Genomic DNA, 13,686 nt, shown 5'->3' with positions numbered 1-13,686 from the left:
CGCGTAATTACATTAATTCCTTCAGCTTCTCCACTACTTTGTCCACTTCTTCTTTGGTGTTGTTCTTACAGAAGGAGAAACGCACCGCAATTTGGTTAGGATTACTATTAATGGCGCGAATAACGTGTGATCCCGCATTGGCGCCGGAGGTACACGCACTGCCACCGGAAGCGCAGATGCCGTTGATATCCATATTAAACAGGATCATTTCCGTTTTTTCGGATTTCGGGAATGCCACATTCAATACAGTATAAAGGCTACGGCCATACAGATCACCATTGAAAGCTACTTCAGGAATATGCTTTTTCAGCTGCTCCGCCATGTACATACGCAGGCCGTTGATATGGGCGCTATGCTCTTCATGGTGAGTGGTGGCCAGTTCCAGGGCTTTTGCAAAACCGATGATACCATACAGGTTTTCTGTACCGGCACGCATATTACGTTCCTGGCTGCCTCCCTGGATGAAAGGCGTTATCTTCACATTTTCATTGATATATAGGATGCCCACTCCTTTAGGACCGTGGAACTTATGCCCTGCGCCGGTAATAAAGTGCACGGGCGTGTTGCGGAGGTCAAACGGGTAGTGACCCACGGTTTGCACGGTATCTGAATGGAAAATGGCATCAAATTCTTTGCAAAGGTTTCCTACAGCATGAATATCCAGCAGGTTGCCGATCTCGTTGTTGGCGTGCATGAGACTTACCAGGCAACGCTCTTCTGAATTTTGCAGCAGTTCCCGCAGGTGGTCCATATCAATATGGCCGCTGGGCAATACATTTACAAAAGAAAGGGCTACGCCATCGTGGTGGTGCAGGTATTCCACGGTGTGCAGGGTAGCATGGTGCTCAATAGGCGAAGAAATGATGTGTTTGCAACCCAGGTCTTTTACTGCGGCATTAATGGCAGTATTGCTGCTCTCGGTGCCGCCGGAGGTAAAAAAGATCTCTCCCGGATGTGCGTTTAATGTTTTGGCGACTGATTTACGTGCGTTTTCGATACCCAGTCTTGATTCCCGTCCGTAAGAATAGATAGAGGAAGGGTTACCGAACTTTTCCGTCATAAAGGGCAGCATTGCTTCTAACACCGCCGGATCCAGCGATGTGGTAGCTGCATTGTCGAAGTATATTCTTTCCAATGTTTGGTGGTTTTTGATAAAAGAATAATAATTAATGGTGGTTGGTGGTCTTAAAAGGTAGCGAAGTTCCGAAAATTTTGGGATTTTTGATTTTGGTTTTTTATAAGCGGAAACTTAAAGGGTGAACAACACGCTGATCGGGTTGCAACGCGTTGTTCACCCTTTAATTCATATCTCCCGGAGGGAAAATATATTAAGAATTTCTGTTAATCACGTCATAGAACCGGTCGCGGTACCCATCGGAAATGGGGATCGACTGGTTGGCGATCATCACTGTATTTTTCTCTACGCAGTTTATCTTATTCAGGGAAACCAGGTACGACCGGTGTACACGGATGAATTTATCGGCCGGTAAACGGGTTTCAAATGATTTCAGGCTGCGCAGCGTAAGTACGGGCAGGTTATGTGTATAGATTTTCGTATAGTCTTTCAGTGCTTCAATGAAAAGAATGTCTTCCAGGTTGATCTTAATGATCTTATACTCTGTTTTTATAAAGATGTAGTCGTTTACCCATGCAGCATCCATGGCAATGGCGTTGTTGCCGGCGTTCAGGTTCTTCTGCTGGGAAACAGACCAGGTTTCGCTGGCTTTGGCGGCAGCTTTCAGGAAACGCTCAAAAGGAACGGGTTTCAGGAGATAATCCACTACATCCAGGTTAAAGCCATCCAGGGCATACTCCCCGTAAGCGGTGGTAAACACTACCATGGGTGGGTATTTAAGGGATTTGAGGAACTGGATGCCCGTGATATCCGGCATTTTGATATCAAGAAATACCAGGTCTACCGGTTCATCCTGGATGAAGCGTAACGCGGTGGCCGCGTTTTCGAATTTACCGGCCAGGCTCAGGAAAGGGACCTTGCGGATATAATCTTCCATGATTTCCAGCGCCAGTGGCTCGTCATCCACTGCAATACACTTTATCATTTTTTCAACACAATTTTAAGATCAACAATAAATTGGTTTTCGGTTTCCGTAATATCGATCTCGTGTTCATGCTCATAAAGCAACGCCAATCGTTTTAATACATTGTCAAGGCCAACCCCGCCCCTTTCGGCTACCCGTTCTTTAAAGTGACTGTTCTTAACTGTTAATCTGATCATATCTTCAGTTGTAGCGATGTCTATATCTATAAAGGAATCTTCCGTATAACTGATCCCGTGTTTAAAGGCATTTTCCACAAAAGGCACCAGCAGCATCGGCTCAATCTGCACACCATCGGCATTACCGGTAAGCCGGTAAGTGATCTCTATATCTTTCGGTAACCTTAAACGTTGTATCTCAATGTAATCATGCAGGTATTTCAATTCATGTGAAAGCAATACCCGGGCTTCGTTGGACTCATAGATCATGTAGCGCATTATGGTTGACAACTTCAGAATGGCATGTTCTGTTTGCGCTGATTGTTTATGAGCCAGCGAGTAAATGGTATTTAGACAGTTAAAAAGGAAGTGAGGATTAATCTGCGACTTTAAAAATTTTAATTCCGCATTTAATTTCTCCACTTTGAGTTCTTCCCGTTGTTTTTCACTTTTAAACCATTCAAGGGCAATCTTTATAAACCCGCTCATAAACAGCATGAGCAATGCAAAAAAACCGGACCTCCTCAACACTTCCGGAAAAAACAGGTACTCAAGGATACCCGGCGCATCCGCATCTATCAACGGTATTGGCGGCCCTGGCAATGCGGGCACCGTACTGGCAACGGTAACACCGGTGGTATCAAAAGTTCCGGGGGATGTTTCGGTTACCTGCCCCGCAGGAACAGCCGGAGCAAACCCTGCTCTCATCATCATACGCCGACGGTGAAACGGTGGAAAGTTGTCGGATGTTACTTCTGAATTGTTAAATTTTCTATCCATGCGTAGGGTCATCATCGGATGTCCCCTGTGCGCATAGTTCCGGAAGAAATAATAATTTAAGGCAGCCTGCTGCATCGTAATAAAAACAATCAACACAACGATGCTGCTGAGATAAATGACGATCTTTTTCCCGTTAAAAAAACGGGGGATCAGCACATAAATATTGAGATAAAAAATACCAATGAGAAACAGGTTATCGATCAGTTCTTTTATAAAGAAACCTGTATGCAGGATCTGGATGCGGTAAATGAAAAAAGGGAAAAACAGAAAGCACGTCCAGCCAAGGATGTGCAGTGAAATAAGGAAGGGACGACTCCTGATAATCCGTTTGAAATTTAGCATCACTTTGTTTGATGCGATAAACTTACACCAGATAGGGTTAGGCTTGTGTTAAAATTTGTTAATCCGATATAAGGGTTTGTTAAATTTAATAAAGAAATTAAAAACAGCTTAAAATGCGGGTTTTGTCTGACTCAGGATTATGATGATTTCGCTGATTACGCTGATTTTATATTTTTTTTGAATAATAATTAAGGGAGATAAAAGCGAATTTATCTGCTCCTTTAATTTTATTCAAATTCCCAAAATAAAATCAGCGTAATCAGCGAAATCATCATAATCCTGAGTCAGACAAAATCCGCTTTACTGCGCTTCCGTTATCTGCATATCCTTCAGCTCCTGGGGAGATACGGATGGTATTTTATGCTGTGTTAATTTCGCCGCCACAAACTGCCCTACGCGCATGGCATGTTCTTTTGAACTAAACACATGGTTGCCTGGGATGCTTGGAATCACGTCCTGGTAAATGTAGGTATGACCGTCTACATTTACCCTGTATCCCCATCCGTTGTTTATTTCAAAAGGGACCACTACTACCGGCACCATATCCTCACCTGATTGCTGTGTTGCCGGCCGGTATGATTTTCCTATTACAAATGCCAGTACAACTACGGCAATACCGGCTACGATAATGATATTACGCTTAGTCATTTTTATTGTATTCTGCGGTAGGATTAAATTCCCAAAGGTCGTCGAGCGACAGGCTGGAACTGGCGCCCAGTCCAACAAAGCCACGGTCTTTCAGGCTGAAGCCCACTGCGCCTGAGCGGGCGGCGCCTTCAAAGTCTGTTTTCTGTACCCAGCGGTCTGTGCCCGGTGTATATTCCCATACAGCAGCGGAGTAACTGCCTTTGATACCGGAAACGATGTAGCCTTTACCCTGCATGGAGAAAGCTGCTGCAGAGCTGCCGGCGAAGTTATAATCATCGTCGAAGCTGTCGTCGTTTACGTTGGCTATCGGGTTGAGGGTGGTCCAGGTGGTACCATCAAATGCATAGAAGTCTGTTACGTTGGCTGCATTGGCAGTGCCCATACAAACGTAGGCTTTGTTGTTGATCACAAAAACAGAAGCATCGGTTCTTTTTCCACTGTTCATGCTTTCTACCTGCGTCCATGCCTCTGCATCCGGGGCGGTAGGATCAAATTTCCAGTTATCTTTTAACCAGTTGCCATCATAACCGGTGGTAATAAACCCTTTATCGTTCAGCGCAAAAGCCACAGCGCCGTAACGGGCAGTGCCTTTAAAATTTGCTTTCTTAGTCCAGGTTTTGGCAACCGGGTCGTATTCGTAAAAGTCGTTCAGTTTATTTAGCCCGTCATAACCGGTACCCACATAACCTTTACCGGCCATGGCCATGCCCACAGCGCCATTCCTGGCTACGCCGGGGAAGGAGGTTACCTGTGTCCACTGGTTCTGATCCACATCATATACCCAGAAATCCTGCAATCTTTCAGTTCCGTCATAGCCGGTGCCTACGTAGGCTTTATTATCAATTACAAAAGAAGCTGCGGAGCTCCTGGCTACGCCTTCGTATTGAGAGCGCTTCATCCAGTTCCCCACCAGCGTTGTAGTATTTGAACCTTTCGAACAGGCCGCCAGGGAAGCCATCAATAATAAACTAAAACCTTTTAAATATCGCATTAGCATGTTCTTTTTACTAGCGCCAAAATTATCCGCAGGAGCATTCCGGCAAACAGGAAATAGCTGTTCCCCTGTTTTTAACGGACGGATACCGTTATTTCATCTACCAGTTGGTTTCTTTCGCCCGAAAAGCTTGTTCCTGCGCTATCGGCGGCATAAAGGATATATTTCGTTATTCATCGATGAATTTTGGCCGTTGGCATATTAAAGGAACTGAAAGTATCGATCCTGTCTAAAATTGCGCACCATGAACAATACCATATATCACTTATTTTTCAGGCGCATAGCACGGGACCTTTACAGGTACCTTCCCGCACTTTTACTGGCAATGGCGGCTTCCTCCTGCCAGAAAACCGGATTCTCCTATAATAATGTTGTAGACAATAACCAGAATACAGATTACATCCTGTCTGACACGCTTACCGTAAATGTAAAAACGGTACAGCAGGATTCCGTACCTACTTCCGGCACAGGCGTACTGCTGGCAGGTAAAAGAACCGACCCGCTGTTTGGTACCGCTACCATCCAGTCTTATTTCCAGATAGCACAACCCGCCACTGTAGATATCCCCGCAAATGGCTCCGCATATGATTCCATGGTATTGATCATGCGCCCTAATGGTTATATAGCCGGCGACTCCACCATTCCGCAGGAATTCCAGGTGTACCGGGTTACCTCTACCATACAAACAGCCAAAAACTTTTACTACCTGTACAACAGCAGCAGTTTCGCTACAGAAAGTACGCCGATCGGCAGCTTCAGCGGCGTTATCCGCCCGCTTACCGATAAAACCGTTACCGTACATATGTCCGACCAACTGGGTAGCCTGTTGTTTGGCATGCTGCGCGACAAAAGCCCGGATATCACTGCCAATAATACTTTCCTGGAATTCTTTAAAGGGCTGAATGTAAGAGGGGGACCCAACAGTAAAGCTGTTACCGGGTTCTCTGCTACCGACACCTCTCTCGTGATGCGGTTATACTATCATGTCAACGAAATTATAACCACAGTAAAGTATGTGGATTTCAAAATGCAGGCGTCTAACCTGCAGTTCAACCAGGTAGTGGCAGATCATACCGGCACGCCACTGGCCCCGCTTACAGGCAGCGTTACGGAGCTTCCTTCCGCCAGCACCGGCAACAGGGTCTTCACACAACCTGTAACCGGCTCGGCTACACGAATAGATATCCCTTATATCAAAAATCTCGTGTACATGGGACAGTTCTTTAAGATCATGAAAGTATACATGACGCTCAAACCGGTGCTCGGCACCTATACAGATAACCGCCTGCCACCAAGAATGGCGCTGTGCGAGGTGAATAAGCTGAACGAGGTAACAGATACCCTTACCTATGGGCAACTGACAGTAGATAAACTGTACGATAAAAACACCAACTACACCTTTGACATCACCAACTACGTCATCAAAGAACAAACTGCCAGCATCACAGACACGCGCGGCCTGCTGCTTACACCAAGCGCCACAGACAGCAGGACTACGCTTGACAGGCTGGTAATTGGCGATCAGCAGAACACCGACAATAAACTTAAAATACAGTTATACTACCTGTTGTATAAATAAAGGATACTCATGCGAATAAAAATATATAGCGGATTAATCATACTCCTGTTGTGCACAACCACTGTAAAAGCGCAACACGGGCTCAATTCCATTTACTCCGCCTATGGCATAGGCGACCTGGAATCGAGGGATTACAGCCGCAATTTCGGGCTGGGAAGCACCGGCATCGGCCGCCGGCACTCCGGCTATCTTAATGAACTTAATCCCGCCTCCTACAGCGCACTTCCCCCGCAGAATTTTATGTTTGATGTGTCGCTGAAAGCACAACAGATCAACTACAGCGGTAATAATATTTCACAAAACGCCGGCGACATCAACTTCAAGCGGCTGGCCCTCGGTTTTAAAGCCGCCAAGTGGTGGGGCATTGGCGCTGGTATCACGCCTTTCAGCACAGTAGATTACAAACTGGAAAACCAGCAGTTCGTAACGGGTACGGGAACACCGGTAACCGCTACCACCACAGGTACCGGCGGTTTCAACAGGGCCTATATCTCCAACGGTTTCCAGCTTAGCAAAAACTTTTCTGTGGGCGTATCTACCGCTTTCCTGTTCGGCCCCCTGAACACTACACAATATGTTGGTTCAGACTCCTTACAAACCCAGCATAACAAATATGGTTTCAAACCTAACTTTACCGCAGGCGCGCAATACACCGGTAAGGTGGGCAAGGACTGGCAACTCGGACTGGGCGCCACTTACCGCTTCGAAACAACCATGAAGCTCCAGGAAAAACTGAATATCGTGAACCAGGATGGCACTTCTTTATACCAGAAAGACCAGGATCCCTCCTTCTTTACCTTGCCGGCGGAATATGGGGCTGGCCTGAGCCTTACTAATGGTACCATTACCTGGGTGGCCGATTACCGGCATTCCCTGTGGAACTCACTGAATGAAAAAGGACCTACTTTCCGTTACCAGGATGGAGAAAGATATTCTACCGGTTTGGAATACACGATAAAACGGCAATACTATAATCAAAGCTTTGAAGGGGCCATTTTACAGGCCGGCTTCGCCTACAATAAAACCCCGCTGGTGGTTGGCAGCACGCAAATCACCGATATCTCGGGCACATTGGGCGTATCACTTCCCAATAAAAACGGACAGCTCAGGTACTATATCGGCCTCGAAGCCGGGCAACGCGGCAAGGAAGGAACAGCGCTGGTGAAGGAAACATATGTAAACGCCGTATTTAACTTCAGCTTAAGGGACATCTGGTTCTTCAAACGCCTCGCACAATAGCGGGTGGGCCGCCTTTGGCGGCACGCGGATTTTGTCTGACTCAGGATTAAACTGATTATACTGATTACCTTGATTTTATTTTTTGCGATTTTATAAATGATTTAAAAGATTTGGGGAGATGTAAGCGAGTATTTTTGTACCCGCTTACATCTCCCCAAATCTTTTAAAATCAAAAATGATCAAATCAGTGTAATCAGTATAATCAGTTTAATCCTGAGTCAGACAAAATCCGCGCATCGCCGAAGGCGATCATTGCCCGCTGGGAGACAGCAGGTCGCGGAACCAGTAGCCGGAGTCTTTGATCATTCGCTGCTGCGTTTCAAAATTCACATACACAAGACCGAAACGGGCGCGATAACCTTCTGCCCATTCAAAATTATCGGTGAGGGTCCAGGCGAAATAGCCTTCCACCGGTATACCTTCTTTTTTGGCCTTCAGTACTCCGGATAAATATTCCTGGAAATAACTGATACGCGCAAGGTCTGCTATGCGGCCGTCTGCAGCGGGTATATCAGGGAAAGCGGCGCCGCCTTCGGTGACGATCAGTTTTTTAACGCCTTCATAGGAAGCAAACTGCCGGAGCACTTCGTATAGCCCGTTGCCGTTAATCTCCCAGCCCAGTCCTGTTAGCGGTACATTACGATACCGGGCTTTTACTTCGGAGATTTTCACCACCGGCATAAACGTGTTGTACTTTACCACCAGCGGGAAATAATTCTGTACGCCAATAAAATCAAAATTGAAAGCCAGCCGGTCCCAGTCGCGCCATAAAGCATAACGGCGCTCAATACGTTTGAGCAATGGAAAATCTCCCACAGGATATCCCATGCCCAGGGAGGGCTCCAGGAACAGGCGGTTGAACAGGGCGTCTGCACGGCGTGCAGCCACCAGGTCGGCTTCACTGTTACTGTTCGGGATGATCTGGGAGCAGGACAATGCCGTGCCTATATTGGCGCCGGGCACTTCATCCCTGAGCACCCGCCCGCCCTCAGCCTGCGCCATTACCGCATGGTGCACTGCCGGTAAAAACCACGACAGGCCAAATTTACCCGGTGCATGCACCCCCAGCATATAACCCAGGGCAGTAAAGCCAAACGGCTCATTCATCACGATCCAGTTCTTTACTTTATTGCCGTACTCGCGGGCGCATATCCGCACAAATTCTTCAAAAGCAAAAACAACTCCCCGGTGGCTCCAGCCTCCTTTATGTTCCAGCGCCTGGGGCAAATCCCAGTGATAAAGCGTGATATAAGGCTCCAGTCCCAGCTCCAGGCAGGCATCTATTACCCGGTGGTAGAAGTCGATCCCTGCGGGGTTTACCGCGCCTGTGCCTTTGGGAATGATGCGGGACCAGGACAATGAAAAACGGAATACGGAAAAGCCCAGCAGCTTTGCCAGCAGTATATCCTGTGTGTAACGGTTGTAAAAATCAGTGGCTACCTGTGCGTGGCTCTTGTCTTTGATCTTTCCCTTGCGGCCGGAGAAAGTATCCCAAATAGAAGGACCTTTGCCATCGGTATTGAAGGCACCTTCATTCTGAAATGCGGAAATAGTAACCCCCCAGAGAAAATCATCCCCGAAATCCTTTCGGGTAAAGGGTACAGCAGTTGTTTGCATATGCAATACCTGTAAACCGGGGCAAGTGCTTCCCGGAATAACATGCAGTTTACAACAGTTTTCGGGGAAAATTAATTATATAATTGTTAAGGGATGATAGCGGGTGAAAATTTCGCAAAAGCTGTTTTAAAATATTACTTTTGAAAGCCTACAAAAACGATAGACAAATGATGACAGGGAAGATACATCTATTACTGGGTCTTGCTTTGCTGAGCGCCTGCGCGGGCCATCCCGGCAAGCAGGAGGCAGCAGCAAACGGCAGGGATTCACTGAATAAAATGGTGCTGATACCGGCGGGGACCTTTACCATGGGCGCCGATGACTCTACCGGTATGGCCGATGAATATCCCAAACACACGGTGAGTATCGACGGTTTCTGGATGGATGAACACGAAGTGACCAATGCCGAATTTGCACAGTTTGTAGCGGCAACAGGATATGTAACTACTGCCGAAAAGCCCATCAGTAAAGAAGAGCTGCTGGCCAGTTTACCTCCGGGCACACCGGAGCCCGACAGCAGTGCACTGGCAGAAATGATGAAGCCGGGCGCGCTGGTGTTCACACCACCCGACCATGCTGTGCCCTTCAATGATATTTCCCAGTGGTGGTCGTTCGTGGCCGGCGCTACCTGGAGGCATCCCTCAGGCCCCGGCAGCAATATCAATCAACGCGATAATGAGCCTGTTACACAGGTTTCGTGGCTGGATGCGCAGGCTTATGCCAAATGGGCCGGTAAACGCCTTCCTACCGAAGCAGAATGGGAATACGCGGCACGTGGAGGTTTGTCAGGGAAAATATATCCCTGGGGCGCCGAAGCGCTTACCAGCGGCAAACCCAAAGCCAATACCTGGAATGGCAATTTCCCCTATAACAATACCAAAACAGATGGATACTACGGCCTGGCGCCGGTAAAATCGTATAGCCCTAACGGTTACCAGTTGTATGATATGTCGGGGAATGTGTGGGAATGGTGCGAAGACTGGTACGATGCCAACTATTATATCCAGGGGGAAAAAGGCGTAAAGAACCCTGCGGGACCGGCGGCGGCATTTGATCCGGACGATCCGGGTCAGGCCAAACGGGTGATCAGGGGAGGTTCCTTTATGTGCAGTGACGAATATTGCCGTGGATACCGGGTATCAGCGCGGATGAAAAGTACGCCCGAATCCGGGCTGGCCAACCTGGGTTTCCGCTGTGTGCGTTCACTCAGCCAGCACTGAGGCTAGTTCACGGTAATCGCCGTTATACCGTTTGCCTTTCAGGTAAAAAGTAGGGGTACCATTTACACCGCTGCGAACACCGCTTTCAAAATCAGCCTCCACCCTGCTAAGCAGTTTGGGCGCTTCCATATCTTCCCTGAACTGTTGCAGATCCAGTTTCAGCTCCGTTGCCAATGTTATCAGCAGGGCATCGTTTAATTCCGCCTGGCGGTTGTAAAGGGCGTCATGCATTTCCCAGAAGCGGCCCTGCCTGGCAGCGGCTTCTGCTGCCAGTGCAGCATCCATCGCATATTCATGGGCTTCCGACAATGGAAAATTACGGAACACAAACCGGAGCCGGCCTTCAAAACGCTCCTGCAGCTCCTTTACCACAAAAAATGCTTCCCGGCAGTAGGGACATTGAAAATCGCCGTATTCAACCAGTTCAATAGTGGCGCCGGGCGCACCGAGCACATGGTCCAATGCGTTTACCGGGGGAATGAGGATAGGCATATCACTTGTCTTTTAGGTTTTCCAATGCTTCAAGGATCCCGTCGGCGCCAGGGTTTTCATTTACCGGCGATAAATAGCTCCATTGAATAATACCGTTGGCATCTATCACAAATAAAGCCCGCTTGCTGATCCCCGCTCTCTCCTCATATACGCCGTAAGCGCGGGATACAGCGCCCTTCGGTTCAAAATCCGACAGCAGGTCGAAATGGATCTGGCGGGCGCTGGCAAATGCCTGGTGGCACCAGGCGCCGTCTACAGAAATACCAAGTAATACCGCATTGTACTTTTCAAAATAGTGAAGCATTTCATTGTACAATGCCATCTGATCACTGCATACCGGGCTCCAGTCGGCCGGGTAAAAGGCCAGGATAACATTTTTTCCACGCAGGTCTTTCAGATGCACCTTTTTTTCCGGAGTGGCTTCCAGGGTAAAATCCGGGGCAGTTTCGCCTTTCTGTAACATAAGCAGTTCAATTGTTGGTCCTATATAAACAGCTGCGGGGGAATAATGTTTTGCAAAAACAAAAATGCCACGGTGGCGGACCGTGGCTTTTTGAAACAGGCTATTGCCCTTGTGTTATTTAACAATGATTGTATCGGAATCAACTTTTATGGTGTTTCCTTCCCCTTTGGTAGTGATCACTACCACGCCTTCAGGATGCGGTTCCCCTTTGTAAAAAGTGGCTTTGCCTCCTTTGTAAACATTTACAGATTTGATGGAATTAGCGGGTATGCTGTTAGCTTCTTCCCGGGTAACTTTTTTGCCGTCTACCACCATTGTTACACCAGCTGGTAATGTTTGAGCGCCAACGTTTTTGACGGAGAGGTGGCCCGTCACTCTAACAGTATCTTTTACCGGCGCTGCCAGGCTCTCCCCATTCTTTTTCATGGTAATCAGGATTACGCCGTTCTTTCCCCTGGGGCCATAAATCGCAGTGGCTGATTTGTCTTTCAGCACGTTGACAGATTCAATACCATCCGGTGAAATACCTTCCATAGATTCCACGGGGCTGCCGTCTACTATGTAGAGCGGAGCCTTATCCGGATCTACATTGCTAAGCCTGAGCACAGTTCCTTTTTTCCCGGGCGCCACGGTATCTTTTGTTATTGTGGGTGGCGCCAGCTTCACCTGTTCTACTTTAGGTGGCGGAGGCGGCTTCGGTATTCCTTTCTTCACCTGCTCTACTTTAGGCGGTGGCGGCGCTTTGGGCGGAGCCGGGGGCGGCGGTGGTACTGTGTCTTTAACAATAACGCTGGCAAAAGGATGCAGGGAAGGCGCCTTTGTATAATTGAGCGATAATACGGTTCCTCCTACCATCAGTCCTAATACCAGGTAACGCGCCATTTGATAACGTGATGACTTTTTGCTGTTCATCATGATGATCCTGTTTTTTAGATGTGAGAAATTGAAATTGTTTGCGATGGCCGTCGCATATGGGATCCCACTTACTTTAATTAAATTGTATTGATAGGCGGTTTTATCCACGCCCTGCTTCAGCAGGTACCTGTCTGTAATAAACTCCAGGTTTTCACGGATGGCTGTTTTCATCAGCCATGCGCCGGGATTGAACCAGTAAAAAATGTTGTTCAGCTCACCCAATACCACATCTACGCTGTGCCACTGCTGCACATGCACTTTTTCATGCCGCAGGATGGCCGGTAGTTCTTCCGGCTGATGCAGTACGGGGTTGATGTATATATTGCGGAAAAAAGAAAAAGGATTCACCGGTTGCTGCAGCACCTGCACTGGTGTACCAGCTATTTTACTGCGTTGGGAGCTGCGATGTATCTTCCATAATGATAACAACTGGAAACAAAAACGTATAGCCATTACCGATACACCGGTCCAGAATATGTATACCAGCAGTGTCCAGATGGTAAATACCGGCGCTGGCGCCTGCCAGCCGGCCAGGTCCGGCACATAGGTCATTACGCTGTCTGCCAGCACTTCATGCCTGTTTACAAACGCATCAATGGATATCAGGGGAAACAGGGATGAAAAAACAATACCCGTGAGCAGGAACAGCCTGTTCCCGGTGTAAAAGGTGAGCCTGCGCAAACCAAAGCGGTAAGCCAGGAAAAATAAGGTAAGCGCGATATTTGCCTTTAACAGGTATATTAAAATAGCAGGTACCATAGCCGTAATTTTATTATTTACCTTTTTCTATCATGTTGATGATCTCTTTCAACTCGTCTGGACTGATCTTTTTCTCTTTTGCGAAAAAAGATACCAGCTCTTTATACGAGTTCTCGAAATAGTCTTTTACAAAGCCATTCATAAACTTCTGCTTGTAAGCCGCTTCTTCCATTACCGGCGTATATTCATATACGTTACCCATTTTCCGGCTCTCCACAAAGCCTTTTTTCTCCAGGTTCTTAATGGTAGATGCCAGTGTAGTATAAGGAGGAACCGGCGTGCTGTGCGCCTCCAGGAAGTCTTTCACAAAACCTTTCCCTACTTTCCAGATAGCCAGCATGGCTGTTTCTTCTTGCTGGGTAAGTTTTTCCATAGCAATTAAATAATTTGAATTACGATTCTTTCGTAAATCTACGAACATTT

The 13,686-nt window shown here is 47.5% G+C and carries 13 protein-coding genes; 3 read left to right on the top strand and 10 right to left on the bottom strand.

From position 1 onward, the window contains the following. Window positions 1-7 precede the first annotated feature (7 nt). The 5 genes from VIM72_RS09780 to VIM72_RS09760 form a co-directional block, all read right to left on the bottom strand. On the bottom strand, window positions 8-1,135 hold the full coding sequence (locus VIM72_RS09780; RefSeq protein WP_332002651.1) for a cysteine desulfurase family protein: 1,128 nt from the start codon (window positions 1,133-1,135) through the stop codon (window positions 8-10). A 193-nt stretch (window positions 1,136-1,328) separates the two neighbouring features. Then, window positions 1,329-2,060, bottom strand: coding sequence for a LytTR family DNA-binding domain-containing protein (locus VIM72_RS09775; protein WP_332002650.1), 732 nt, complete (start codon window positions 2,058-2,060; stop codon window positions 1,329-1,331). Continuing rightward, on the bottom strand, window positions 2,057-3,337 hold the full coding sequence (locus VIM72_RS09770; protein WP_332002649.1) for a sensor histidine kinase: 1,281 nt from the start codon (window positions 3,335-3,337) through the stop codon (window positions 2,057-2,059). The genes VIM72_RS09775 and VIM72_RS09770 overlap by 4 nt, the downstream gene beginning before the upstream one ends. A 300-nt stretch (window positions 3,338-3,637) precedes the next feature. After that, complete coding sequence (locus VIM72_RS09765; RefSeq protein WP_332002648.1) at window positions 3,638-3,985, bottom strand: DUF4907 domain-containing protein; 348 nt, start codon at window positions 3,983-3,985, stop codon at window positions 3,638-3,640. Continuing rightward, the gene (locus VIM72_RS09760) at window positions 3,978-4,976 is read right to left on the bottom strand and encodes a Kelch repeat-containing protein (protein ID WP_332002647.1); all 999 of its coding nucleotides are present in this window, start codon (window positions 4,974-4,976) and stop codon (window positions 3,978-3,980) included. The genes VIM72_RS09765 and VIM72_RS09760 overlap by 8 nt, the downstream gene beginning before the upstream one ends. Window positions 4,977-5,223: 247 nt before the next feature. Here VIM72_RS09760 and VIM72_RS09755 point away from each other — a divergent pair, with 247 nt between their 5' ends. Together VIM72_RS09755 and VIM72_RS09750 are read left to right on the top strand one after the other, a co-directional pair. Continuing rightward, a complete protein-coding gene (locus VIM72_RS09755) occupies window positions 5,224-6,558 on the top strand; it encodes a DUF4270 family protein (RefSeq protein WP_332002646.1) in 1,335 nt (444 codons plus the stop codon). Between the two features lie 9 nt (window positions 6,559-6,567). Next, window positions 6,568-7,797, top strand: coding sequence for a hypothetical protein (locus VIM72_RS09750; protein ID WP_332002645.1), 1,230 nt, complete (start codon window positions 6,568-6,570; stop codon window positions 7,795-7,797). A gap of 249 nt (window positions 7,798-8,046) precedes the next feature. Here the strand turns inward: VIM72_RS09750 and VIM72_RS09745 are convergent, their stop codons facing one another. Beyond that, window positions 8,047-9,414 carry a GH1 family beta-glucosidase gene (locus VIM72_RS09745; protein ID WP_332002644.1) on the bottom strand — a complete coding sequence of 456 codons (1,368 nt, stop codon included), beginning with the start codon at window positions 9,412-9,414 and terminating at the stop codon, window positions 8,047-8,049. Window positions 9,415-9,554: 140 nt separating this feature from the next. Between VIM72_RS09745 and VIM72_RS09740 the strand changes: the two genes are divergently transcribed. Beyond that, a complete protein-coding gene (locus tag VIM72_RS09740) occupies window positions 9,555-10,634 on the top strand; it encodes a formylglycine-generating enzyme family protein (RefSeq protein WP_332002643.1) in 1,080 nt (359 codons plus the stop codon). On the opposite strand, the gene VIM72_RS09735 is transcribed toward VIM72_RS09740, so the two are convergent. The 4 genes from VIM72_RS09735 to VIM72_RS09720 all read right to left on the bottom strand — a co-directional run bounded on the left by VIM72_RS09735 (window position 10,617) and on the right by VIM72_RS09720 (window position 13,636). Continuing rightward, window positions 10,617-11,126 carry a DsbA family protein gene (locus VIM72_RS09735; RefSeq protein ID WP_332002642.1) on the bottom strand — a complete coding sequence of 170 codons (510 nt, stop codon included), beginning with the start codon at window positions 11,124-11,126 and terminating at the stop codon, window positions 10,617-10,619. The genes VIM72_RS09740 and VIM72_RS09735 overlap by 18 nt on opposite strands. A gap of 1 nt (window position 11,127) precedes the next feature. Beyond that, on the bottom strand, window positions 11,128-11,589 hold the full coding sequence (locus tag VIM72_RS09730; protein ID WP_332002641.1) for a redoxin domain-containing protein: 462 nt from the start codon (window positions 11,587-11,589) through the stop codon (window positions 11,128-11,130). 114 nt (window positions 11,590-11,703) lie between these two features. Then, on the bottom strand, window positions 11,704-13,263 hold the full coding sequence (locus tag VIM72_RS09725) for a M56 family metallopeptidase (protein ID WP_332002640.1): 1,560 nt from the start codon (window positions 13,261-13,263) through the stop codon (window positions 11,704-11,706). Between the two features lie 13 nt (window positions 13,264-13,276). Then, window positions 13,277-13,636, bottom strand: a complete 360-nt coding sequence (locus tag VIM72_RS09720; protein WP_332002639.1) for a BlaI/MecI/CopY family transcriptional regulator — start codon at window positions 13,634-13,636, stop codon at window positions 13,277-13,279. Window positions 13,637-13,686 lie beyond the last annotated feature (50 nt).

The organism is Chitinophaga sp., assembly GCF_036569185.1.
Classification (GTDB): Bacteria; Bacteroidota; Bacteroidia; order Chitinophagales; family Chitinophagaceae; genus Chitinophaga.
Note: the sequence above shows the minus strand (reverse complement) of the source record. Positions and strands in the feature narration are given on the sequence as shown.

What these genes read in the sequence shown, in the direction of transcription:
- VIM72_RS09765 (WP_332002648.1), bottom strand. Translation starts at nt 3,985, where the DNA reads ATGACTAAGCGTAATATCATTATCGTAGCCGGTATTGCCGTAGTTGTA.
- VIM72_RS09720 (WP_332002639.1), bottom strand. Translation starts at nt 13,636, where the DNA reads ATGGAAAAACTTACCCAGCAAGAAGAAACAGCCATGCTGGCTATCTGG.
- VIM72_RS09745 (WP_332002644.1), bottom strand. Translation starts at nt 9,414, where the DNA reads ATGCAAACAACTGCTGTACCCTTTACCCGAAAGGATTTCGGGGATGAT.
- VIM72_RS09775 (WP_332002650.1), bottom strand. Translation starts at nt 2,060, where the DNA reads ATGATAAAGTGTATTGCAGTGGATGACGAGCCACTGGCGCTGGAAATC.
- VIM72_RS09735 (WP_332002642.1), bottom strand. Translation starts at nt 11,126, where the DNA reads ATGCCTATCCTCATTCCCCCGGTAAACGCATTGGACCATGTGCTCGGT.
- VIM72_RS09755 (WP_332002646.1), top strand. Translation starts at nt 5,224, where the DNA reads ATGAACAATACCATATATCACTTATTTTTCAGGCGCATAGCACGGGAC.
- VIM72_RS09730 (WP_332002641.1), bottom strand. Translation starts at nt 11,589, where the DNA reads ATGTTACAGAAAGGCGAAACTGCCCCGGATTTTACCCTGGAAGCCACT.
- VIM72_RS09770 (WP_332002649.1), bottom strand. Translation starts at nt 3,337, where the DNA reads ATGCTAAATTTCAAACGGATTATCAGGAGTCGTCCCTTCCTTATTTCA.
- VIM72_RS09760 (WP_332002647.1), bottom strand. Translation starts at nt 4,976, where the DNA reads ATGCGATATTTAAAAGGTTTTAGTTTATTATTGATGGCTTCCCTGGCG.
- VIM72_RS09750 (WP_332002645.1), top strand. Translation starts at nt 6,568, where the DNA reads ATGCGAATAAAAATATATAGCGGATTAATCATACTCCTGTTGTGCACA.
- VIM72_RS09725 (WP_332002640.1), bottom strand. Translation starts at nt 13,263, where the DNA reads ATGGTACCTGCTATTTTAATATACCTGTTAAAGGCAAATATCGCGCTT.